This window comes from Paracoccus sp. Arc7-R13 (assembly GCF_004010775.1).
In the GTDB taxonomy this organism is placed as follows: domain Bacteria; phylum Pseudomonadota; class Alphaproteobacteria; order Rhodobacterales; family Rhodobacteraceae; genus Paracoccus; species Paracoccus marcusii.
Window position 1 is genome coordinate 2949320 of record NZ_CP034810.1, and the last position, 20681, is coordinate 2970000.

Below are 20681 nucleotides of genomic sequence, written 5' to 3' on the forward strand. Positions count from 1 at the left end.
ACAAGACGGTCATGGTCCCCTTCACCACCCATATGGCGCTTGCCCTGTCCCAAGCCCGTGACGCCGCGCTGCGCGGAGAGGTGCCGGTGGGCGCCGTCGTGACCGACCCGCAGGGCCGCGTGGTGGCCGCCGCGGGCAACCGCACGCGCGAACTGTCCGACCCGACCGCCCATGCCGAGATCCTGGCCATCCGCGCGGCCTGCGCGGCCCTGGGGTCCGAACGCCTGCCTGGTCACGACCTGTGGGTCACGCTTGAGCCCTGCCCGATGTGCGCGGCGGCCATCTCGGCCGCGCGGATCGCCCGGCTGTATTACGGGGCGTCGGACCCGCGCATGGGGGGCGTCGCCCATGGCGCGCAGGTGTTCCGGCACGCGCAGTGCCATCACCGCCCCGAGGTCTATGACGGCCTGGCCGCGCCTGAATCACGCGACCTGCTGCGGCGGTTCTTTGCGCAACGACGGTGACGCGACCGCTTGAACCTGCCGCGCGGGCGGACTATACCGATCCCCGCGCGGGTGTTGTGTAATGGTAAGACCCTAGCCTTCCAAGCTAGAGACACGGGTTCGATTCCCGTCACCCGCTCCAATCCCTCTCATTGCATCAGACGACCGGATGAAACCGCATCACGCGGCTGCCGTCCTGCGGATCGGTCAGCGTGCTTGCCCGCACCTGAAAGACGCGCGCCAGCAGGTCAGCGGTCAGGATACGGTCTGACGGGCCCAGGGCCACCAACCGACCGGCCTGCATCACCGCCAGTCTGTCGCAGCGCATCGCCTGGTTCAGGTCATGCAGGGCGATCACCGTGGTCAGACCCAGGCCGCCCACCAGATCCAGGATCGCCAGCTGATGACGGATGTCCAGGTGGTTCGTCGGCTCGTCCAGCAGCAGGATCCGTGGCGCCTGCGCCAGTGCGCGGGCGATATGGGCGCGCTGGCGTTCGCCCCCCGACAGGGTCGACCAGTCGCGCCCCGCCAGATGTGCCAGGTCGACCCGCGCCAGCGCCTGCGTCACATGCGCCTCGTCCGCCGGGGACCAGGGCCGCAGGGCGTCCAGCCAGGGGGTGCGCCCCAAGGCCACGGCGTCGCGGACCGTGATGCGGTCCGACGTCTCGGCGCTTTGGGCGACCAGGGCGATGTGGCGGGCGACCTGGCGCGCGGGCATGTCGCGCAGCGGCTTGCCGTCCAGCGTGACCTGGCCGCCGTCGGGGCGGACCAGCCCGGCCAGCATCCGCAGCAGCGTGGACTTGCCCGACCCGTTCGGGCCGATCAGGCCCAGCATCTCTGCGGGGCGGATGTCCAGGGTGACGCCGGCCACCAGGGGGCGCCCGCGCAGGCGGCGGGTCAGATCACGCGCGGTCAGCATCATGACGCGGACCGCCCGCGGATCAGGATCGCCGCAAAGGCCGGCGCGCCGACCAGCGCGGTCACGACGCCGATGGGCAGGGTCTGGCCGGGTACCAGCATCCGCGCGATCACGTCCGCGGCGATCAGGAAGACCATGCCGATCAGCGCCGACACCGGCACCAGCCGTGCGTGGCGCGTGCCCACCAGGAACCGTGCGGCATGCGGGATGACCAGCCCGACAAAGCCGATCGCACCGGTGACCGACACCATGACCGCCGTGGCCATGGCGGTCGCCAGGATCAGCACGGCCTGGACGCGCCGGACCGGCACACCCAGGGACGCCGCCGATTCCGTGCCGAAGGCAAAGGCGTCCAGCGCGCGGATGTGCCATGCGGCCGCGCCAAGGACGGTCACTGCGGCGGCCAGCGACAGGCCGACATCGTTCCACCGGACGCCCGACAGGTTGCCCAGCAGCCAGAACATGATGCCGCGCGCCTGTTCCGCGCTGGCCGACCGCGCGATGATGAAGCTGGTCAGGGCGTTGAACAGCTGCGACCCGGCGATGCCTGCCAGCACGATCTGCGCGGCCCCCCGCACCCCCGGACCGCCACCCGACAGGCGCGCCAACCCCACCACCAGCGCAAAGGCCGCGATCGCGCCCAGCAAAGCGCCCGCCGACATCGGCACGAACCCCGCGCCGATCCCCGCCACCGCGACCGTCACGGCCCCCGTAGACGCCCCCGCCGAGATGCCCAGCAGATAGGGGTCGGCCAGTGCGTTGCGCAACAGCGTCTGCAGGACCAGCCCCGAGATCGCCAGCCCCGCTCCGCAGGCCCCCGCCACCAGCGCGCGCGGCAGGCGATAAGCCCAGACGATACCCTGATCGATCGGGTCCAGCGGATAGCCCGCACCCAGCATCTGGTTGGCCAGCGCCTGCCAGACCGTCGAGAGGGGGATCGGCGTTTCCCCCAGGGCGGTGCCGGCCAGGGGGGCCGCCACGATCAGCAGCGACACCCACAGCCAGACCGGGGACAAGGGGCGGCGGACGGTCGGCACCCCGACATCGGCGGTCATTCGGACAGCCCGTCCATGCCCGCCGCCAAGGCCTCCAGCCCGTCGATCATGCGGATGCCGGGATGCAGCGCCTCGGCGTCCAGGATGACGATGCGATCCCGGCGTACGGCGGTCATCCGGCGCGTGACCGGGTCCGTTTTCAGAAAGCGCAGCTTTGCCTCGACATCGTCGGCGGGAAAGCGGCGGCGGTCCATGCGCGCGATCACCAGCACCGAGGGGTCGGCACGGGCGATCGTCTCCCACCCCACGGCGGGCCATTCCTCGTCCGAGGTCACGACGTTGCGCAGGCCAAGGCGGTCCATCATCCAGGCCGGGACGCCCATCCCGCCCGCCATGTAGGGGTCCAGCGCCAGATCGGCCGAGGAGAACCAGACCGCCGCGGACGCATCCGGCAGGTCCATCGCCCGCGCGCGCTCCACGACCGCCGCCTCTCGGGCCTGCAGGTCGGCGATCAGCGCCCGGCCCGCGTCCTGCGCGTCCATGACCCGCGCGATCTGGTCGATGCCGTCCCACAGGGTCGCTATGTCGAAGGGCGCAAGGCGGGTGCCGTCGGCGCCCACGCTGTTGTCCTTGCCTTGGCAGTCCGTGGGCATGACATAGGCCGGAATGCCCAGATCGGCGAACTGTCGGCGCGTGCCGACCGCCCCTTGGTCCCCGATCATCCAGGCGAACATCGTCGGCACAAAGCCGGGGCGCCGGTTCACCACCGATTCAAAGCTGGGCGTGTCGTCGGTGATGCGGTCCACCGTGGCGTCATCCTCCGCAAAGGCGGGCAGCACCGGGGTGAACCACAGCGCGGTCCCGGCCATCCGGTCCGCCTGGCCCAGCGCATACAGGATCTCGGTCGTGGACTGGCCGATCGACACGACGTTGTCGGGACGCACGGGGATGGTCACTTGGTACCCGCAATTGTCGATCACCAGCGGATAGTCGGTCGGCGCGGCAAAGGCCGCCTGGCCCAGGCCCAGCGCCACCGCGGTCGTCAGGAAGATTCTGGTCGTCATGGTCGTCCTTCATGAAACGAAGGACGGGGCTGAAAAAGGCGCAGCGGCGTCACCGGGGTCCCACCCACCTTCGCGGTCGCGTCGGACGAAGGCCGTGGATCGGCGCATGCGGTCTTTCTCCGGGGCACCCCGCCCGGGTTGGTTCAGGTCATGATGGCAGGTCTCCTGACTTGCGGATCGCGGCCTTCCCCGCCTTCCCGGCGCATGGGGCGCCAGTGGCATCATGGGGTCGGCTACCGCTTACAGTTGCGGGGGCAGTCGCGGATTCGGCGCCTGATGGCTACACCTCACCACGTTCCCTTTTCACCCTGCCGGGGCCTTGGCCGGCACGGGAACCATCACGGACGGAAATGCCGCCGGGTGGGGACAAAGTCAACCGCCGCGGCAAGCAGCCCGCAGCCGACCCGGCCACCACGGCCGACGCACTGCGACACCCACGGCTTATGCCAGCCTGACCCCGGCGACCGGTGCGCCGCTGGCCGAACGCGCGGGCGCCCTGCGAAGGAAGTAGTTGGTCGCAGTCCTTCCTGCCCAGCATGGCAGGGCCTCAGGCCGCCGGGCAATCCGGCGCCTGACACCGCAGGGCTTCAAACCTGGCCGGGCTTCTTTTGCCACAGGTGGCGAAGGTCCAGCCGGGGATAGTCCCGCTCGATCTGACTGCCCCAGAACAGGCCTGCGATCGGGGCGTCGGGATGGTCGGGATCAAGGCCATAGTCGATCTGGGCGATGCGTTCGGCCGGCATGTGCAGGGTGTAACGCAGGAACAGGAACTGCTCCAGCCAGGCGTCATGGTCCTTGTTCGTGAACAGGTCCGGGCGGGGGACGGGTTCGGGGTCGTGCATGGTGGGTCAGCCTTGGGTGACGGATCCCGATTGTCCGTCAATCCGCCTGCCGGTGCAACATTCCTGTCCCCGAACGAACAGGGGGCACGCCGCATCCGGCATGCCCCCCGATCCACGGCAGGCGATCAGTAGATCGCGAGGGCCGGGAACAGGATCAGCAGGCCCACCGCCAGGATCTGCAACCCTATGAAGGGCAGCAGGGCGCGGAAGATTTCTCCCAGCGAGATGTCCGGCGGGGTCACCGACTTCAGGTAGAAGGCGGCGGGCCCGAAGGGCGGCGACAGGAAGCTGACCTGCATGTTCATCGCGAACAGCACGCCGAACCAGACGGGGTCGTATCCCAGGCTGACGATGATCGGCACGAAGATCGGCATGGTCAGCAGCGCGATGCCGACCCAGTCCAGGAACATGCCCAGCACGAACAGGATCGCCATCATGAACAGGATGATGATCGTCGGGTTGTCGCTGATTCCGGTGATCAGTTCCGACACGAAGTTGATGCCGCCCATCAGGTTGAAGACGCCCACCAGGGCGGATGCGCCGATGCCGATCCAGACGATCATGCCGACCGTCTGCAGCGTCTGCATTGCCGCGCCGCGCAGAAGGCCCCAGGTGAATTCGCCGCGGATCACGGTCGAGATCAGCACGCCCGCCACGCCCACGGCGCTGGCCTCGGTCACGGATGCGATGCCGCCATAGATGGAGCCCAGCACCATGATCACGACCAGGATCGGCAGGAACAGGCCCTTGAGCAGGCGCAGCTTTTCGTCCCGCGGGACGCGGGCGGTGACGGCCGGGGGGACGTCGCCCGGCGTCAGCCAGGCACGGATCAGCACATAGGCCACATAGAGCAGCGCCAGCATGAAGCCCGGCACGAAGGCGGCCGTGAACAGGTCGCCGATCGAGACATTGGCGGTCAGGCCATAGATGATCAGCACGATCGAGGGCGGCACCATGGTCCCCAGGCTGCCGCCCGCGCAGACGACGCCGATGGCCAGCTTGCGGTCATAGCCCTGGGCCAGCATCTGGGGCAGCGCGATCAGGCCCAGCAGCACGACCTCTCCGCCGATGATGCCGGACATGGCGGCCAGGATGACGGCCACGAAGATCGTCTGGACCGCCACGCCGCCGCGGATGCGGCCGCCGACCAGGCGCATCGCCTCGAACAGGTCGCGGGCGATGCCGCTGCGGTCCAGGATCGCGGCCATCAGCACGAACATCGGCACCGAAACGAAGACGAAGCTGGACACGAAGGTATAGACGCGGCTGGTGATCAGCGGCACGACGTTCGGGCCGAACCACCCCAGGGCAAAGATCAGCGTGACGAGCAGCGTCACGAAGGCCAGCGGGATGCCCGTCAGCAGCAAAAGCAGCAGCAGCGCGAAGAGAAGGCCCGTCCCGGCCTCGATCCCCAGGGATTGCAGCGAACCGAAGATCTCCATCAGCGGGCTCCCTTGTGCCCGCGGGCATAGTTGACGGTCAGGATGGCGAATTGCAGGGCCATGATCGCCAGCGCCACCATCAGCAGAACCTTGAGCACGCCCGGATAGGCCGGGTTCCAGGCCGAACCCGAGGTCTCCAGGTGAAAGCTGCCGTCGGGGCGCCAGGCGGACCGCTTGACCATCTGCCAGGCCGCCCAGGCGAAGGCGCCCGAGGACAGGCCGCAGATTGCCGAGATGAGGATGTCGGCCACGCGCCGCGCGGCTGGCGGCAGCAGGTCATAGACCAGGACGACCCGGATGTGCCGGTCGCGCGCGGTGCACAGCAAGCCCCCGTAGACGAACGAGATCGCGCACAGGAACACCGTCGTCTCGTGCGCCCAGTTCGTCGGGCGGCCGAACACGTAACGCAGCACGACCTCCTGGATCAGGATCAGCATGGCGACCACCAGGCCCAGGGCCGGGATGATCGCCAGACGGTCGATCACGCGACCCAGGCGCCCCGACTGGGGCACGGCCTCGTGTTCCTCGCGCGGAATGGCTTCGGATGCGTCCATCATGTCCTCCTCCCTGGAAGGGACCGGGCGCGAACGCCCGATCCTGCGGCGCTTACTGCACCAGGCCCTTTTCGGTCAGGTACGCGGTCAGCGCGTCATAGACCTGCTGCGCCGCGGGCGACTGTCCGGCGACCTTTTCCCATTCGCCCATCGCGATGCCGCGGAACTTGGTGCGCTCTTCGTCGGACCAGTCGTGGACGGTGATCGTCCCGCCGGCCTCGGCCTCCGCCACGGCGGCCGCGTCGGCCTCGGCCAGGGCTGCGACCTGGACGCGGGCGAAATCGCGCACCGACTGCGTCATGACCTGCTGCAGGTCCTCGGGCAGGGCATCCCATTTCTCCTTGTTCATCGAGATCTCGACCAGGGGCATGGAGTGGAAGCCGGGATAGACCGGATGGGGCGCGACCTCGTTCAGGCCCTGGGCCTGGTTGGTCGAAAAGACGCTGTAATCGGCTGCGTCGATGACCTTCTTGTCCAGCGAGGTGAACACCTCGGAGCCGGGCAGGTTCACCGGTGCGGCGCCGGCGGCGGCAAAGACCGACTGGACCAGCCCTTCGGGCGCGCGGATCTTGACACCGGCCAGATCATCGACCCCGTCCAGCGGCACGGCGCTGACCAGCGCCTCCAGGCCCGGCGTGGTGGCGCCGATGAACTGCAGGCCATAGGGGTTCATGATCTGGTTCAGCAGCTCCGCTCCGCCGCCGTTCTCGACAAAATCCAGCATCTGCTCGGGGTCGGACCAGGCGCCGACCGGGTTGCCCATCAGGCCGAAGGCTGGATCGCGTCCCGAGAAATACGACAGGTCAGTCACGTGACCGTCCAGGATGCCCGTGGCGATCGCATCCTGGGTTTCGTTATGGGCGACGATGGATTCGACTGGCAGCAGGTCGATGGCGATGCGGCCCCCGGACTTTTCCGCGACATCCGCGGCCCAGCCCTGCTGGAGGACGAAGTTCGGATTGCCCGACGGGTCGGACGACTGGAAACGGAAGCTGTGATCCTGGGCCATGGCGGGCGCGGCCAAGGCCATCGCGGCGCTGGCCGACATCAGGAAACGGGTCATCTTGGTCATGGTGTCTCTCCTCCGGTTGAAACTGGGCGCGGGTCGGACAGGGCCGCGACCGCGCGGTCGATGATCTGGTCGGGCGGCAGCGCCACGTCGATCCACAGCGCGCCTTCGGCGGCGGGATCGGGGGGCTGCAGCGCGGCCAGCTGGCTGTCGATCAGGCTGGCGGGCATGTAGTGGTCGCGCCGTGCCGCCATGCGCGCCGCGATCAGGTCGCGGTCGCCGTGCAGGAACACGATGTCCATCGCCCCTGCCCCGGCCCGCAGCCGGTCACGATGCGCCTGGCTGAGCCCCGAGCAGGCCAGAACGGCGCGATGGGGCGTCGCACGCGTCGCCGCCGCCAGGCGGTCCAGCCAGCCCCACCGCATGTCGTCGGTCAAAGGCAGCCCGGCCCGCATGCGCGCCACGCTGGATTCGTCGTGATACAGGTCCGCCTCGATGAAGCTGCCGCCGATGCGGTCGGCGATGCCACGGGCCACGGTCGACTTGCCCGTGCCGCAGATGCCCATTACCAGAATCGGCCGCGCGTCCATGATGTCTCCTCCCGATGACAGCGCAATCATGGATGACAGCGCTGTCATCGGTCAAGCCCCTTTTCTTTGCGCGGCGATGGCGTAATCTGCGCGCGTCATGAACAAAACCTCGCGGATCACCCTGTCTGATGTGGCGCTGGCCGCCGATGTCAGCCCTATCACCGTGTCGCGCGCGCTGCGGGACCCGTCCAAGGTGTCGCCACTGGCCCGCGACCGGATAGACCGGGCGATCCGCGAACTGGGCTATGTGCCGAACCCTGCGGCGCGCGCGCTGGCATCGGGGCGCACCGATATCGTGGGGGTCATCATCCCGTCGGTCAGCAACAACGTGTTCGCCGACGTGATGCGCGGCATCGACGAAGGTCTGCAGGGCAGCCCGCTGATCGTGCAACTGGGCACCACGCGCTATTCCCCCCTGACCGAGGAGCAGCTGATCCGCGTGTTCCTGTCACAGCGCCCGGCCGGATTGATCGTCGCGGGCCATGATCAATCCCCCGCCGCCCGCGCCCTGCTGGCCGGGGCGGAATGCCCGGTCGTGCAGATCATGGAGGTCGGCCCCGATCCCATCGACCTGGCCGTCGGCCTGTCGCATTTCGACGGGGCGCGGGCCGCCGCCGAGCATCTGCTGGCGCAGGGATACCGCGCGCCGGCCTTTCTGGGTGCTCAGATGGACCCGCGCAGCCAGCGCCGCCTGGCAGGGTTCCGCGCCTGCCTAGAGGCCGCCGGGCTGGGGGGCGACGATCCCGTCGTCACCACACCCGAGCCGTCCTCGGTCAGCCTGGGGTGCCGGCTGTTCGCGGACCTGATGGCGCGCCTGCCGCAGACGGATGCGGTCCTGTGCAACAACGACGATCTGGCGCTTGGCGTCCTGTTCGAGGCGCGTCGACGCAACATCACGGTGCCCACCCGTCTTGGCATCTGCGGGTTCAACGACCACGAGATGATGTCCGCGGCCGAACCGCCCATCACCTCGGTCGCCACCGATCGGCGGGCGATGGGCGCTCAGGCGATCCGCCTGATCCGCGCGCGCCTTGCCGGACAAGATGCGCCCCGCGGCCATGCGGTCGACCTGGGGTTTCGGCTGATCCCCCGCGCCAGCACGCGCCGCAACCGTTCCAGCGCCGATCGGCCAACCTGACGGCCCCTCGTTCGGACGTGACCAGCCTTGCACATGCTGCAAAACTGCCCTTTCATGGATCGAAACGGATGGGAGGATGTCATGACCCTGAGGCCGCTTTACCGGACGCGGTTCCTGCTGACCCTGGGGGGCCTGTGCCTGGCCCTGCCCGGCACGGTGCAGGCGCAGGACTATCCGCACGCGGACGAACCCATCGGCACGGTCGAGGACGTCTATGACGGCCACCTGACGCCGGACCTGGCGGTCGGTACCTTCCGCAACATCGACCGGCTGTTCCCCACCCGGACCATCCCGGCCGGCGACACGCCCCGCGACCTGCCGGAGGCCTTGGTCGATCTGCCGGAAATGGTGACCTATCAGGTCGATGACGCACCCTATGACCTCTACGACTTTCTGTCGCTGGACAATGTCACCGGGATGATCGTGCTGAAGGACGGCAAGGTCGTCTACGAGACCTATCAGCGCGGCAACACGCCTGACACGCGCTGGATGTCGATGTCGGTGGCCAAATCGATCACCTCGACCCTGGTCGGCGCGGCGATCGTCGATGGCCATATCGGCGGCGTGGACGACATGGTGGTCGATTACGTCCCCGCACTGGCTGGCAGCGCCTATGACGGGGTCAGCATCCGCGACATCCTGCTGATGGCGTCGGGCGTCGACTGGAACGAGACCTATACCGACCCCCAGTCCGACCGCCGCGACCTGCTGCGTGCGCAGATCGAACAGCGCCCCGGTGCCGCGATGGAGGTGATGGCCGCCCTGCCCCGCGCGCACGAACCCGGCACCCACCACACCTACTCCACCGGCGAGACGCAGGTTCTGGGCGAGGTTGTCCATGGCGCGGTCGGCATACCTTTGTCGGACTATCTGGCGGAAAAGATCTGGCAGCCCTACGGGATGGAGGCCGACGCGAACTGGTGGCTGGACAGCCCTAACGGGGTCGAGATCGGTGGCAGCGGCCTGTCCGCCACCCTGCGCGATTTCGCCCGCTTCGGGCAGTTCTTCCTGGAGGGCGGCGTGATCGACGGCAGCACCATCCTGCCCGACGGATGGACAGAGACCGCCGGCCAACCGCAGAAGCTGAAAAGCGGCGAGACGATCGATTACGGGTATATGTGGTGGCCGGGCTGGACCGAGCCATCCATCGCCGACGGTGCCTTTGCCGCCATCGGCATCCAGGGGCAGAACATCTACATCAACCCGACGCGGAACGTCGTCATCGCGACGCATATGGCGCAACCTAAGCCCGTCGGACGCGAACCGGTCGATCCGCTGGTCGTGTTCGACGCCATCTCCGAGGCCTTGGAGTGATGGTCCCGCGGCCGTCTTTTGTCCTCAGGCCGTTACAGGAGAGCTGCGCCCGATCATTCGAAAGCCAGACCAGGTCCGTTGAAAGGAAAGGCGTATCATGATCGATGACACGGATCGAAAGTACCTGCAGCGCTGTGTCGACTTGGCATCCGAAGCGCTGGACCGCGGCAACGAGCCCTTCGGATCGGTGCTTGTGTCGTCTGAGGGTGAGGTGCTGTTCGAGGATTACAACCGCATCGGCGGGGGTGACCACACCCAGCACCCGGAGTTCGCCATCGCCCGATGGGCGGCAAACAACATGGACGTTCAGGATCGCGCCAAGGCCACGGTCTACACGTCTGGCGAACACTGTCCGATGTGCGCCGCCGCCCATGGCTGGGTGGGGCTTGGTCGAATCGTTGTTGATTTCCACCCAGAACTGAGCCGGGTTTTCCATCGAGAAGTGAGCCACCTCTGATTATGGATATAGGGTCATAGAGGGGTCAAGGTATGGTTTGTCTCCTTCTTTTTCGTGGCCGCTGCGGCTGAGCTTGCCTTGAACCTGAAGCTGTCGTTTCCGGTCTCCAGGATGTGGCAACGGTGGGTCAGGCGATCGAGCAGTGCGGTGGTCATCTTGGCGTCGCCGAAGACCGTGGCCCATTCGCTGAAGCTGAGATTCGTGGTGATGACCACGCTAGTGCGCTCATAGAGTTTGCTCAGCAGATGGAAGAGCAAAGCGCCGCCTGATGCACTGAAGGGCAGATAGCCCAGCTCGTCCAGGATCACGAGATCGAGGCGGCTGAGACTTTCGGCAATCTGTCCGGCCTTCCCCCTTGTCTTCTCCTGCTCGAGGGCATTGACCAGTTCGATAGTCGAGAAGAAGCGGACCCGCCGGCGGTGCTGTTCGATGGACTGAATGCCCAATGCCGTCGCCACATGGGTCTTTCCGGTCCCTGGGCCACCGATCAGCACAACATTCTGCGCACCCTCCATGAACTCGCCGCAGTGCAGCTGACGCACAGTCGCTTCATTGATCTCGCTGGCGGCGAAGTCGAACCCCGAGAGGTCCTTGTAGGCGGGGAAGCGCGCCGCCTTCATGTGATAGGCAATGGAACGGACCTCGCGCTCGGCCAGCTCCGCTTTCAGCAACTGAGCCAGGATCGGCACAGCAGCGTCAAAAGCAGGCGCCCCCTGTTCGATGAGGTCAGTGACCGACTGCGCCATCCCATGCATCTTCAGACTGCGGAGCATGATGACGATGGCACCGCTGGCGGGATCATGACGCATGACGGCCACCTTCGGTCTGGCTGCGCAGACTGTCGTAGCGCTCGACATTGGCCGATGGCTCGCGCCGCAGGGCCAGCGCCTGCGGGGTATCCAGGGGCGGCCCGCCAACCACCTTCCCATCGATCAAGCGGTGCAGGAGATTCAGTACATGGGTCTTGGTCGCCACGCCCTCGGCCAGGGCCAGCTCCACCGCCGTCAGCACGGCCTGCTCGTCATGCTGCAGAACCAGGGCGAGGATATCGACCATCTCACGATCGCCGCCCGGCTTGCGTATCATTTGGCCCTGTAGTTGCCTGAAGGCAGGCGGCAATTCCAGGAAAGGTGCGCCATTCCGAAGCGCTCCGGGCTTGCGCTGAAGGACAGCCAGGTAGTGCCGCCAATCGTAGATCGTCCGCGGCGGCAGCTGGTGGCTGCGTTGAATCACGCGAGGATGCTCGCACAGGATGTTACCCTCGGCCGCCACGACAAGTCGGTCCGGATAGATCCGCAAGCTGATGGGACGGTTGGCGAATGACGCGGGAACGCTATAGCGATTGCGCTCGAAACTGATCAGGCAGGTGGGCGAGACGCGCTTGCTCAGCTCGATGAAGCCGTCAAAGGCCACCGGCAACGGCATCAAGGCAGCCCGTTCTTCGGCCCAGATATCAGCGATCGTGCCAGGCCGCGTCCCATGCGCCGTGCTTTTCCACAGCTCCAGACAATGCTGTTCCAGCCAGACATTCAACGCGGCGAGGTCTGCGAAGTCAGGCATTCCATGAAGCAACTGGTGACGGGAGTCCCGCACGTTCTTCTCGACCTGCCCTTTCTCCCAACCCGCTGCCGGATTGTAGAACTCGGGCTCGAAGACGTAGTGGTTCGTCATGGCGAGGAAGCGCATGTTGACCTCTCGTTCCTTGCCGCGGCCGACACGATCCACTGCCGTCTTCATGTTGTCGTAGATGCCCCGGGCAGGCACGCCACCAAAAACCCGGAACCCGTGCCAGTGGGCGTCAAACAGCATCTCGTGGGTCTGCAGCAGATAGGCGCGCAGCAAAAAGGCCCGGCTGTGCGACAGCTTGATGTGGGCCATCTGAAGCATGGGTCACGCTCTCCACCCAAAATGGCGAAGTCGTCGCTCCAGTCGAACTGGAAGGCCTCGCCCGGACTGAAGGACAAGGGGACAAAGGTCCCCCGTCCTGCCGTCTGCTGCTCACGCTGACGGTCCGCGCGCCAGTCCCGCGAAAAGGCGGCCACGCGGTTGTAGGATCCGGTGAAGCCGAGCTTGACCAGATCGGCGTGCATCTGCTTCAGCGTTCGTCGCTGCTTGCGCGGCTTGCCGATCTCCGTCTTCAGCCAGCCGGCCAGCTTCTCCGAGAAGGGGTCAAGCTTGCTTGGACGTTCCGGCGCCGCAAACTTTGGCTCGATCGTGTTCGCCGCCAGATGCTTTGACACGGTATTGCGCGAAAGACCCGTGCGCCGAGCGATCTCGCGGATCGACAGCTTCTCGCGCAAGTGCATGCGTCGGATGATGTTCAAAAGCCCCATGTGGATCACTCCGTTACCCCCGCCGCTGACCGCTATGGGGGAAGGTTCACATGGCTCACTTCTCAGTGGAAATTATGCGCTTACCCGGCTCAGTTCTGGGTGGAAATCAACACTCCCGTTGCTGCGCGCCGCGCCTGAAGCGCGGATCGTGAACCTATCGAGCGCGCTTGGGTCGCTGACGATGAACGCCGATCCCACCTCGCCCTACTATTCACAGCAGTTCATCGGTTACAACGCCTCGAAGGCGGCACTGAACATGTTGACGATCCAGCTGCATGAAGAGTTGCGGGGCACGAAGATCAAAGTGAACTCGATCAGCCCCGGTTTCGTGAAAACCGACCTGACCGGCTATGGCACGATGACCCCCGAAGAAGGCGCGAGGCTTCCGGCGGAATATGCGCTGAACGCTAAAAGCAGCGGTGGCTTTGTAGAGCCGGACGGAAGATCGCCGTGGTAATGGGAGTGGGAGTGGGACGGGGCGGAGTGACTGCTTCGTCCCGCATAGCCGACGGTGGCGGCGTGCTCAGGCCGCATCAAGCCTAAGCGTCAGCTTTCGGGAATGCTGCATGCAGTAGCCGCAGGCACCGACTGGCAGGTAAGGGCCGTTCGTACGTCGACAGGCGCTGTCAGCGCCACTCGTCATCGTCCCCGAAACCGGATGACATTATCACCGCGCATGAAGGCGACGGCGCCTTCTTCCTCAATTGCCTGGATAGCGGCGTTTCTTGCCTCCTTGTCGGAGGCGAACTGATCGTCCCAAACGTGGCTGGTGCCATCCTGGTCGACGACCTCAAGCATCCAGTTCTGATCCGTTTCAGCACGGTAGATTTCGATGGAGAAAGGATGGCCGTCGATGATGACACGCTGGCTTTTGCCCGACGTGACTATGTGTAAGCGCGACGCGGCCCCCCTCCTGCCGCTTCTGATCTGACCGGGCCATTTTCTGTACGCATGAGCGTTGGAGGTGTTGGTTTGGAACGAGACGGCAAAGTGGGCGTCCATTTGGACGGCCCAGGGGACGGCAGGGTTTCTCGGCTAGAGGTGATCGAGGGGCCGAGCGGGCGTCGGCGGCGCACGAAGGCGGAGCGGGCGCGGGTCGCTGCGGAGAGCCTGGTGCCGGGGGCCTCGGTAACGGATGTCGCGCGGCAGCACGGGACGACGCGCTGGCAGGTCTACGACTGGCGGAAGAAGTTGCGGACGGGGCAGCTTGTCGTGCCCGAGAGCGTGGCGGCCCTGCCGATGTTTGCAGAGTTGGTCGTCGAGGGTCCCGCAGCGGCGATGCCGGCAGAGACGGAGGTCGCCACCGGCGTGGAGATCGTTGTCGGCGATGTCGTGATCCGCGTCGGGGCCGACGCCGATGAGATCCTGCTGACCAGGTCCATCCGGGCGGCGCGGACGGCGACATCATGATGCTCGGTCAGGGAGGGCCAACAAAGGTCTATGTGGCGACGCGCCCGGTGGACTTCCGCAAGGGGATCGATGGCCTCGCGCTGGCGGTGCAGGAGATGTCCGGGCTCGATCCATTCTGTGGGGCGGTCTTCGTCTTCCGCTCGAAACGGGCGGACAGGATCAAGCTGCTGGTTTGGGATCAGACCGGAATGGTGCTCGTTCACAAGCGCCTTGAGGGAGGCAAGTTCGTCTGGCCGCAGATGCGGGACGGAGTGATGCGGATCTCCTCGGCGCAGCTGGCGGCTCTGTTCGAAGGGTTGGATTGGCGGCTGGTGCGGCCGGAACGGGCGCGGCGTCCGCTGGTCGCAGGGTGAGCGGGCGGACGCACGGGAATTCCCTGTTTTTGCTAGCCAGAACCGCGTTTGCGTGATTCACTCCGAGGCATGGATGCCGATGCCCTCAGCCGTGAGAACGCTCATCTGAAGGCCCGCCTGACCGAGGTCGAGGCGGCGCTCGTGGAGGTGCAGGAGGCCAATCGTCGGCTGGAGGGCATCCTGCGGGCATCGCAGCGCGAGCGCTTCGGCAAGAGTTCCGAGAAGCTGTCACCCGACCAGTTCAATCTGCCGCTCGAGGATGCCGAACTGGCCCAAGGCGTCCTCGCGGCCGCGCAGGAAAAGGCAGAGGCCGCGCTTGCCCAAACGCGCGGGGAAGAACCTCGCAAGCCCGCGCGCAACCGCGGGCATCTGCCGGCGCACCTGCCCAGGGTCGAGCGCGTGATCGAGCCCGCCAGCATCCAATGCCCCTGCGGCTGCGGTGAGATGGCCCGGATCGGGGAAGATATATCCGAGCGGCTCGACGTAATCCCGGCGCAGTTCCAGGTGCTGGTGACGCGGCGCCCGAGATACGCCTGTCGCCGCTGCTCGCAGGCCGTCGTGCAGGCGCATGCCCCTGAGCATGTCGTCCCTGGCGGGCTGCCGACCGAACGGCTGATCGCGTGGATCATCGTCTCGAAGTTCGGCGACCACCTTCCGTTCTACCGCCAAGCGGGGATCTTCGAGCGGCAAGGTCTCCACCTCGACCGTGGCACACTCGGCAACTGGACGGGGCGCGCCTGCTTCCACCTGATGCCTGTCATCGACCACATGAAGGCTCATCTGCGCAGCGCCGACCGGATCTTCGTGGACGAGACCCGCGCGCCGGTGCTCGATCCGGGCCGGAAGGCTACCAAGAGCGGCTACTTCTGGGCCGTCGTGTCCGACGATCGCGGCCATGGCGGTGTCGGTCCGCCCATCGTGCTGTTCCACTACGCCCCCGGCCGAGGACGGGAGCATCCGCTAAAGTTCCTCGCCGGATACCGCGGCCGGTTCCTGCAATGTGACGCCTACCAGTCCTACAACGCGCTGACCGAGATCACGCGCGATGAGGGGCCGTGGCAGTTGGTCAATTGCTGGACCCATGTCCGCCGTCGCTTCGTGAAGCGCTTTGAAAGCGAGGGCTCGCCCATCGCCGGGGAGATGCTGCGCCAGATCGCATTGCTGTATCAGATCGAGAAGACCGTGCGCGGCCAGGCTCCCGCCGACCGTCTCGCCGTCCGGAGCGCCCAGGCCGCCCCGATCATCGCCGCGCTCAAGCCCTGGCTTGGAACTCAGCTGTCGCGCATCCCGCAGAAATCCCTTCTGGCCGAGGATATCCGCTATACCCTCGCGCATTGGCCCGGCCTGATCCGCTTCCTCGACGACGGCACCCTCGAGCTCGACACCAACCCGGTCGAAAACCAGATCCGTCCGATCGCGCTGACCCGCAAGAACGCCCTCTTCGCCGGCAACGAGGTCGGCGCCGAGAACTGGGCCATGCTCGCCTCGCTCGTCGCCACCTGCAAAATGGCCGGCGTGAACCCCGTCGACTATCTCGCCGACACCCTCCGCGCCATCCTCGACGGACACCCCAAATCCCGCATCGAAGACCTCATGCCCTGGCGGCACGCACAGCCGTCAAGCCTCACCGCATAGGGCCGCGACGTCGCGCTTACGACTATGTTCGGTTCTTCTTCGATCATCTGGTGGACCCCGGCTTGTCGGTATCTGTCCAGTATGCGCCTACCGTCAGCCGGGTCAATCGCCTGCAGCGACGCGGTCTCGCCGCCGTTTCCCCATGCAGCCCGTTTTTGTTGAGTTGGTGTTGAGTCGTAACCGCCCGATTTCCCCCGCCTGCCTGAGCATGGGGTGATCGGCTAAGACACGTGCATAGCGACGTCGTTAACGACGTGTCTTATGCGAGGCTTTCGATGCGTGGTGACATTCTGGGTCTGGAGCGGCGGCGTCGCTGGAGCGACGAGGAGAAGCTCGGGATCGTGCTGTCGGTTGGGGCGGAGGGCGCGACGGTGACGCAAGTGGCGCAGCGCCACGAGGTGACCCGACAGCAGCTCTATGCCTGGCGGCATGAGCTGAAGAAGAAGGGGCTGCTTTCCCCGCTTCCGGAGACTGTGTTCTTGCCTGTGGAGTTGAGCGCGCCCGCCGAATTGGCGGTGCCTTCCTTGACTGAAGATTTGACGCCGCAACGCCCCGCCCTGATTGAGCTTCAGCTGGCCAATGGCCGGTGCCTGCGCTTTGACCCGATGCTGGACACGACCACGCTGACGCGGTTGATCCGGGTGGTGGAGGCGGCATGATCGGGCCCGGCACCGGTGTCCGGGTTTATCTGGCCTGCGGGGTGACCGACATGCGCAAGGGCATCGAGGGGTTGGCAGCCCTGGCGCAGGATCAGTTGCGCCAGAAGCCGGCAGGCGGTGCGGTGTTTGCATTCCGCGGTCGGCGAGGCGACAGGTTGAAGCTCTTGTATTGGGATGGCCAGGGCTTCTGCCTTTACTACAAGGTTCTGGAACGCGGGCGCTTTCCCTGGCCGAGCAGCAAGGACGGGACTGCACGTCTGACATCGGCGCAGATGGCCATGCTGTGGGAGGGAATTGACTGGAGGCGGCCGGACTGGGGCGCGCCACCGGCCCGGGTCGGCTGATTTATCCTTTTGTAATTGCGTCTTTTTGTAGCGTTCGAGATGAGGATATGGTATCCATCATCATGTCCGGAACGACCACGCCACTGCCCAATGATCCTGCCGCCTTGAAGGCGATCATTGCCGCGTTGCAGGCAGAAAATCAGAAGATGTCGGCCAGCTTGCGCGCCCATGATCTGCTGGTTCAGGCGCTGCGCGTCCGGATTGCCAAATTGCAAAAGCAGAAGTTCGGAACCAGTTCGGAAAAGATCGAACGCGAGATCGAGCAGCTGGAGCTGGCTCTGGAAGACCTGCAGCTGGCCCTGGCCGAGGCCAATGACCTGGTGCCCGCTGCCGAGGAGGGGCCGGACATGGAAGCACAGGCCCCGGAACCGGCTGAACCCCAGGAAACCAAACGCCGCCGCCCGAAGGTCTCGAAGGACACGCCGCGCGAACGTCGCACGTATGATCCCGGCGAGAATTGCCCCGATTGCGGTGGCGATCTGCGGGTGATCGGTGAGGATGTCAGTGAACTGATCGACATGATCGCCGCGCAATTGAAGGTCATCGAGATCGCGCGCATCAAGAAGTCCTGCCGACGCTGCGAGAAGATCGTCCAGGCCCCGGCACCCAGCCGGCCGATCCCGCGCAGCATGGCGGGACCGAACCTGCTCGCCTATGTCCTGGTCTCGAAGTTCGATGACCATGTGCCGCTCTACAGGCAGAACGAGATCTTTGCCCGGATGGGCGCCGATATCGCCGACACGACGCTCGTGGACTGGTGCGGCGGGGCGATGAAAGCCTTGGCGCCGCTGATCGAAAAGATTGAGGCCGAGATCATGGCCAGCGATCTGCTCCATGCCGATGACACGCCCATCCGGGTTCTCGATCGCAGCAAGAGCGACAAGGGGCTCGGCAAGGGTGTCAGGAAGGGCAGGATCTGGGCTTACGTCTGCGATCAGCGCCCTTGGGCAGGCCAGGCCCCGCCCGGCGCGGTGTATCAGTTCGCCCCGGACTGGAAGGAAGACCATGTCCTCGGCCATCTGAGCCAGGCCGGCGGCATTCTTCAAGCAGATGCTTACAAGGGCTATGCCAAGCTCTATGCCCCCAATCCGGAGGGCAAGAGCCAGTTCCGCGAGGCCGCCTGCTGGGCGCATCTGCGCCGTGACTTCCATGATGTCTGGACCTCGACGAAGTCCGAAATCGCGCGCGAAGCGCTCGACCGGATTGGCAAGTTCTACGACATCGAGCGTGCCATCAGCGGCAAGCCTGCCGAGCTGCGGCTGGCGGTGCGCCAGAAGGAAACCAGGCCCAAGATCGGCGCCTTCCGGGACTGGGCCGAAAAGCAGCTGACGCGCATCCCGGGCAAAAGCGATCTGGCCAAGGCCTTCCGCTACGGGCTGAGCCGCTGGCCTGCCCTCACGCTGTTCCTCGAGGACGGGCGCGTGGCCATCGACAACAATGCGGCCGAGCGTGCCCTGAGGCCAATTGGTGTCGGCAGACGGAACTGGCTATTCGCAGGCTCGGATGCGGGCGGCGAAACGCTCGCCCGCGCCCTGACCGTCATTGAAACGGCAAAGATGAACGGGCTCGATCCGCAGGCCTATCTTGCCGATGTCCTGGACCGCATCCACGATCACATGAACACCCGTCTCGGCGAATTGCTGCCCTGGAACTGGACGCCAATGGGCACAATCAAGACCGAGGCCGCGTAAACAGCGCCCGGAAGAATTCCTCGGACTGCCTCAGACCCTCATCGGTCAGGATAACCGACTTTGCCTTGTTGACCGGATCGGCAATCAGACCCCTCCCATGCAATCGCTCCAGGGCGTCCCAGTCAAAGCCTTTCCACGCCCGCCGCTCGTCATGCAGCGTCAACCACATCAGCGCCAGAACGGCCTCGTCGATCTTGTCCCGATCAATCTCCATGGACTGAGCATACTACGGTCAGACTGGGGCGGGAATCGGGCGGTTACGTTGAGTCGTCGGGGAACGGCAAAAAGCCCCGCGATTGTGCGAGGCTTAACGTGCTGATTTTATTGAGGATTGTGGTTGCGGGGACAGGATTTGAACCTGTGACCTTCAGGTTATGAGCCTGACGAGCTACCGGGCTGCTCTACCCCGCGCCAAGGTTGTCCTGATCGGGTTTATTTCATCGTATCAGAGAGATATTGCGTTTCTTACCAGGTCTGGCGGTGACCTACTCTCCCACGTCTTAAGACGCAGTACCATCGGCGCAGCGGCACTTAACGGCCGAGTTCGGGATGGGATCGGGTGTTTTGCTCGCGCTAGGGCCACCAGACCAGGAAAGAAACGCTCAGCGTCGGACCCTTTGAAGGGTCTGATATTGTCCAAGGATGCTTTGGAGGAAGGAGGATAATCCTGCTTCTTCCGGATCAAATCAAGCCTATCGAGCCATTAGTACCGGTCAACTGAATGCATTGCTGCACTTACATCTCCGGCCTATCGACGTGGTGGTCTTCCACGGCTCTCAAGGGAGACCTTGTTTTGAGGGGGGCTTCACGCTTAGATGCCTTCAGCGTTTATCCTGTCCGTTCATAGCTACCCAGCACTGCCGTTGGCACGACAACTGGTCCACCAGTGGAACGTCCACCCCGGTCCTCTCGTACTAGGGGCAGCTCCTCTCAAGTCTCCAACACCCACGGCAGATAGGGACCGAACTGTCTCACGACGTTCTAAACCCAGCTCACGTACCTCTTTAAACGGCGAACAGCCGTACCCTTGGGACCTGCTCCAGCCCCAGGATGAGATGAGCCGACATCGAGGTGCCAAACGATGCCGTCGATATGGACTCTTGGGCATCATCAGCCTGTTATCCCCAGCGTACCTTTTATCCGTTGAGCGATGGCCCTTCCACTCGGGACCACCGGATCACTATGGCCGACTTTCGTCTCTGCTCGACTTGTCAGTCTTGCAGTCAGGCTGGCTTCTGCCATTGCACTCAACGACCGATTTCCGACCGGTCTGAGCCAACCTTCGCGCGCCTCCGTTACTGTTTGGGAGGCGACCGCCCCAGTCAAACTACCCACCACGCAGGGTCCCGGACCCGGATAACGGGCCGCGGTTAGACATCAAGAGTGCGAAGGGCGGTATCTCAAGGATGGCTCCACGAGGACTAGCGTCCCCGCTTCAAAGCCTACCGCCTATCCTGCACATCGCAATCCTGATGCCAGTGCGAAGTTG

General features: G+C 65.4%; 22 protein-coding genes, 2 tRNA genes, 2 rRNA genes, 1 pseudogene and 1 riboswitch (1 of these 28 cut by a window edge). Of the genes and pseudogenes, 12 read left to right on the forward strand and 15 right to left on the reverse strand.

Annotated elements, in window-relative coordinates; translation table 11 throughout:
* The first annotated feature begins 11 nt into the window (after positions 1 to 11).
* Both EOJ32_RS14620 and EOJ32_RS14625 read left to right on the forward strand, forming a co-directional pair.
* Complete coding sequence (locus EOJ32_RS14620) at positions 12 to 464, forward strand: nucleoside deaminase (protein WP_042246386.1); 453 nt, start codon at positions 12 to 14, stop codon at positions 462 to 464.
* 47 nt (positions 465 to 511) lie between these two features.
* Positions 512 to 585: transfer RNA gene (locus EOJ32_RS14625), tRNA-Gly, on the forward strand.
* 15 nt (positions 586 to 600) lie between these two features.
* On the opposite strand, the gene EOJ32_RS14630 is transcribed toward EOJ32_RS14625, so the two are convergent.
* From EOJ32_RS14630 to EOJ32_RS14665, 8 genes are all read right to left on the reverse strand, one after another.
* Positions 601 to 1365 carry an ABC transporter ATP-binding protein gene (locus tag EOJ32_RS14630; protein WP_127899060.1) on the reverse strand — a complete coding sequence of 255 codons (765 nt, stop codon included), beginning with the start codon at positions 1363 to 1365 and terminating at the stop codon, positions 601 to 603.
* Positions 1362 to 2417 carry an iron ABC transporter permease gene (locus tag EOJ32_RS14635; RefSeq protein ID WP_127899061.1) on the reverse strand — a complete coding sequence of 352 codons (1056 nt, stop codon included), beginning with the start codon at positions 2415 to 2417 and terminating at the stop codon, positions 1362 to 1364. The genes EOJ32_RS14630 and EOJ32_RS14635 overlap by 4 nt, the downstream gene beginning before the upstream one ends.
* Positions 2414 to 3421, reverse strand: a complete 1008-nt coding sequence (locus EOJ32_RS14640; protein WP_127899062.1) for an ABC transporter substrate-binding protein — start codon at positions 3419 to 3421, stop codon at positions 2414 to 2416. The genes EOJ32_RS14635 and EOJ32_RS14640 overlap by 4 nt, the downstream gene beginning before the upstream one ends.
* A 137-nt stretch (positions 3422 to 3558) precedes the next feature.
* A riboswitch (cobalamin riboswitch) is annotated at positions 3559 to 3776 on the reverse strand.
* Between the two features lie 232 nt (positions 3777 to 4008).
* Complete coding sequence (locus tag EOJ32_RS14645) at positions 4009 to 4263, reverse strand: hypothetical protein (RefSeq protein ID WP_127899063.1); 255 nt, start codon at positions 4261 to 4263, stop codon at positions 4009 to 4011.
* A gap of 125 nt (positions 4264 to 4388) precedes the next feature.
* Positions 4389 to 5705, reverse strand: a complete 1317-nt coding sequence (locus EOJ32_RS14650) for a TRAP transporter large permease subunit (RefSeq protein WP_045982566.1) — start codon at positions 5703 to 5705, stop codon at positions 4389 to 4391.
* The gene (locus tag EOJ32_RS14655; RefSeq protein WP_045982565.1) at positions 5705 to 6262 is read right to left on the reverse strand and encodes a TRAP transporter small permease subunit; all 558 of its coding nucleotides are present in this window, start codon (positions 6260 to 6262) and stop codon (positions 5705 to 5707) included. Before EOJ32_RS14655 ends, EOJ32_RS14650 begins: the two co-directional genes overlap by 1 nt.
* A gap of 49 nt (positions 6263 to 6311) precedes the next feature.
* Entirely contained in the window at positions 6312 to 7331 is a 1020-nt protein-coding gene (locus EOJ32_RS14660; RefSeq protein WP_127899064.1) for a TRAP transporter substrate-binding protein, read from the reverse strand.
* The gene (locus EOJ32_RS14665; protein WP_204245741.1) at positions 7328 to 7858 is read right to left on the reverse strand and encodes a gluconokinase; all 531 of its coding nucleotides are present in this window, start codon (positions 7856 to 7858) and stop codon (positions 7328 to 7330) included. The genes EOJ32_RS14660 and EOJ32_RS14665 overlap by 4 nt, the downstream gene beginning before the upstream one ends.
* A gap of 97 nt (positions 7859 to 7955) precedes the next feature.
* Here EOJ32_RS14665 and EOJ32_RS14670 point away from each other — a divergent pair, with 97 nt between their 5' ends.
* From EOJ32_RS14670 to EOJ32_RS14680, 3 genes are all read left to right on the forward strand, one after another.
* Positions 7956 to 8996: a LacI family DNA-binding transcriptional regulator gene (locus EOJ32_RS14670; RefSeq protein ID WP_127899065.1), complete on the forward strand. Its 1041-nt coding sequence runs from the start codon at positions 7956 to 7958 to the stop codon at positions 8994 to 8996.
* Positions 8997 to 9077: 81 nt separating this feature from the next.
* Complete coding sequence (locus EOJ32_RS14675; protein WP_127899066.1) at positions 9078 to 10310, forward strand: serine hydrolase; 1233 nt, start codon at positions 9078 to 9080, stop codon at positions 10308 to 10310.
* 97 nt (positions 10311 to 10407) lie between these two features.
* Entirely contained in the window at positions 10408 to 10767 is a 360-nt protein-coding gene (locus tag EOJ32_RS14680; protein WP_127899067.1) for a nucleoside deaminase, read from the forward strand.
* Between the two features lie 14 nt (positions 10768 to 10781).
* Here EOJ32_RS14680 and istB read toward each other — a convergent pair whose 3' ends face one another.
* Entirely contained in the window at positions 10782 to 11576 is a 795-nt protein-coding gene (gene istB, locus EOJ32_RS14685; RefSeq protein ID WP_127897961.1) for an IS21-like element helper ATPase IstB, read from the reverse strand.
* Positions 11566 to 13100, reverse strand: a pseudogene (gene istA, locus EOJ32_RS14690) (IS21 family transposase). Before istA ends, istB begins: the two are co-directional and overlap by 11 nt.
* 34 nt (positions 13101 to 13134) lie before the next feature.
* Between istA and EOJ32_RS14695 the strand changes: the two are divergent.
* Positions 13135 to 13557, forward strand: coding sequence for an SDR family NAD(P)-dependent oxidoreductase (locus EOJ32_RS14695; RefSeq protein WP_240542553.1), 423 nt, complete (start codon positions 13135 to 13137; stop codon positions 13555 to 13557).
* Between the two features lie 182 nt (positions 13558 to 13739).
* Here the strand turns inward: EOJ32_RS14695 and EOJ32_RS14700 are convergent, their stop codons facing one another.
* Positions 13740 to 14102: a hypothetical protein gene (locus tag EOJ32_RS14700; RefSeq protein ID WP_240542447.1), complete on the reverse strand. Its 363-nt coding sequence runs from the start codon at positions 14100 to 14102 to the stop codon at positions 13740 to 13742.
* Between EOJ32_RS14700 and EOJ32_RS14705 the strand changes: the two genes are divergently transcribed.
* From EOJ32_RS14705 to EOJ32_RS14730, 6 genes are all read left to right on the forward strand, one after another.
* Positions 14091 to 14510: a transposase gene (locus EOJ32_RS14705; protein WP_205963144.1), complete on the forward strand. Its 420-nt coding sequence runs from the start codon at positions 14091 to 14093 to the stop codon at positions 14508 to 14510. The two genes, EOJ32_RS14700 and EOJ32_RS14705, sit on opposite strands and share 12 nt — an antisense overlap.
* Positions 14507 to 14863 carry an IS66 family insertion sequence element accessory protein TnpB gene (gene tnpB, locus EOJ32_RS14710; RefSeq protein WP_071209476.1) on the forward strand — a complete coding sequence of 119 codons (357 nt, stop codon included), beginning with the start codon at positions 14507 to 14509 and terminating at the stop codon, positions 14861 to 14863. The genes EOJ32_RS14705 and tnpB (EOJ32_RS14710) overlap by 4 nt, the downstream gene beginning before the upstream one ends.
* 69 nt (positions 14864 to 14932) lie before the next feature.
* Complete coding sequence (locus EOJ32_RS14715) at positions 14933 to 16498, forward strand: IS66 family transposase (protein ID WP_127899069.1); 1566 nt, start codon at positions 14933 to 14935, stop codon at positions 16496 to 16498.
* Positions 16499 to 16773: 275 nt separating this feature from the next.
* The gene (locus EOJ32_RS14720) at positions 16774 to 17157 is read left to right on the forward strand and encodes a transposase (RefSeq protein WP_127899070.1); all 384 of its coding nucleotides are present in this window, start codon (positions 16774 to 16776) and stop codon (positions 17155 to 17157) included.
* Positions 17154 to 17501 carry an IS66 family insertion sequence element accessory protein TnpB gene (gene tnpB / locus EOJ32_RS14725; protein ID WP_127899071.1) on the forward strand — a complete coding sequence of 116 codons (348 nt, stop codon included), beginning with the start codon at positions 17154 to 17156 and terminating at the stop codon, positions 17499 to 17501. The genes EOJ32_RS14720 and tnpB (EOJ32_RS14725) overlap by 4 nt, the downstream gene beginning before the upstream one ends.
* Positions 17502 to 17563: 62 nt before the next feature.
* Positions 17564 to 19192, forward strand: a complete 1629-nt coding sequence (locus EOJ32_RS14730) for an IS66 family transposase (protein WP_127899417.1) — start codon at positions 17564 to 17566, stop codon at positions 19190 to 19192.
* On the opposite strand, the gene EOJ32_RS14735 is transcribed toward EOJ32_RS14730, so the two are convergent.
* The 4 genes from EOJ32_RS14735 to EOJ32_RS14750 all read right to left on the reverse strand — a co-directional run.
* Positions 19173 to 19406, reverse strand: a complete 234-nt coding sequence (locus tag EOJ32_RS14735) for a DUF6429 family protein (RefSeq protein ID WP_127899072.1) — start codon at positions 19404 to 19406, stop codon at positions 19173 to 19175. The two genes, EOJ32_RS14730 and EOJ32_RS14735, sit on opposite strands and share 20 nt — an antisense overlap.
* Before the next feature lie 120 nt (positions 19407 to 19526).
* Positions 19527 to 19603, reverse strand: a tRNA-Met gene (locus tag EOJ32_RS14740).
* 61 nt (positions 19604 to 19664) lie between these two features.
* Positions 19665 to 19779, reverse strand: a 5S ribosomal RNA gene (gene rrf / locus EOJ32_RS14745).
* A 95-nt stretch (positions 19780 to 19874) separates the two neighbouring features.
* Positions 19875 to 20681: ribosomal RNA gene (locus tag EOJ32_RS14750) — 23S ribosomal RNA — on the reverse strand; it runs 2026 nt beyond the window's last position.

Coding starts and splice junctions, on each gene's coding strand:
- EOJ32_RS14620 (WP_042246386.1), top strand. CDS start 12: ATGGTCCCCTTCACCACCCATATGGCGCTTGCCCTGTCCCAAGCCCGT.
- EOJ32_RS14630 (WP_127899060.1), bottom strand. CDS start 1,365: ATGATGCTGACCGCGCGTGATCTGACCCGCCGCCTGCGCGGGCGCCCC.
- EOJ32_RS14635 (WP_127899061.1), bottom strand. CDS start 2,417: ATGACCGCCGATGTCGGGGTGCCGACCGTCCGCCGCCCCTTGTCCCCG.
- EOJ32_RS14640 (WP_127899062.1), bottom strand. CDS start 3,421: ATGACGACCAGAATCTTCCTGACGACCGCGGTGGCGCTGGGCCTGGGC.
- EOJ32_RS14645 (WP_127899063.1), bottom strand. CDS start 4,263: ATGCACGACCCCGAACCCGTCCCCCGCCCGGACCTGTTCACGAACAAG.
- EOJ32_RS14650 (WP_045982566.1), bottom strand. CDS start 5,705: ATGGAGATCTTCGGTTCGCTGCAATCCCTGGGGATCGAGGCCGGGACG.
- EOJ32_RS14655 (WP_045982565.1), bottom strand. CDS start 6,262: ATGATGGACGCATCCGAAGCCATTCCGCGCGAGGAACACGAGGCCGTG.
- EOJ32_RS14660 (WP_127899064.1), bottom strand. CDS start 7,331: ATGACCAAGATGACCCGTTTCCTGATGTCGGCCAGCGCCGCGATGGCC.
- EOJ32_RS14665 (WP_204245741.1), bottom strand. CDS start 7,858: ATGGACGCGCGGCCGATTCTGGTAATGGGCATCTGCGGCACGGGCAAG.
- EOJ32_RS14670 (WP_127899065.1), top strand. CDS start 7,956: ATGAACAAAACCTCGCGGATCACCCTGTCTGATGTGGCGCTGGCCGCC.
- EOJ32_RS14675 (WP_127899066.1), top strand. CDS start 9,078: ATGACCCTGAGGCCGCTTTACCGGACGCGGTTCCTGCTGACCCTGGGG.
- EOJ32_RS14680 (WP_127899067.1), top strand. CDS start 10,408: ATGATCGATGACACGGATCGAAAGTACCTGCAGCGCTGTGTCGACTTG.
- istB (WP_127897961.1), bottom strand. CDS start 11,576: ATGCGTCATGATCCCGCCAGCGGTGCCATCGTCATCATGCTCCGCAGT.
- EOJ32_RS14695 (WP_240542553.1), top strand. CDS start 13,135: ATGGGGGAAGGTTCACATGGCTCACTTCTCAGTGGAAATTATGCGCTT.
- EOJ32_RS14700 (WP_240542447.1), bottom strand. CDS start 14,102: ATGGACGCCCACTTTGCCGTCTCGTTCCAAACCAACACCTCCAACGCT.
- tnpB (WP_071209476.1), top strand. CDS start 14,507: ATGATGCTCGGTCAGGGAGGGCCAACAAAGGTCTATGTGGCGACGCGC.
- EOJ32_RS14715 (WP_127899069.1), top strand. CDS start 14,933: ATGGATGCCGATGCCCTCAGCCGTGAGAACGCTCATCTGAAGGCCCGC.
- EOJ32_RS14720 (WP_127899070.1), top strand. CDS start 16,774: ATGCGTGGTGACATTCTGGGTCTGGAGCGGCGGCGTCGCTGGAGCGAC.
- tnpB (WP_127899071.1), top strand. CDS start 17,154: ATGATCGGGCCCGGCACCGGTGTCCGGGTTTATCTGGCCTGCGGGGTG.
- EOJ32_RS14730 (WP_127899417.1), top strand. CDS start 17,564: ATGTCCGGAACGACCACGCCACTGCCCAATGATCCTGCCGCCTTGAAG.
- EOJ32_RS14735 (WP_127899072.1), bottom strand. CDS start 19,406: ATGGAGATTGATCGGGACAAGATCGACGAGGCCGTTCTGGCGCTGATG.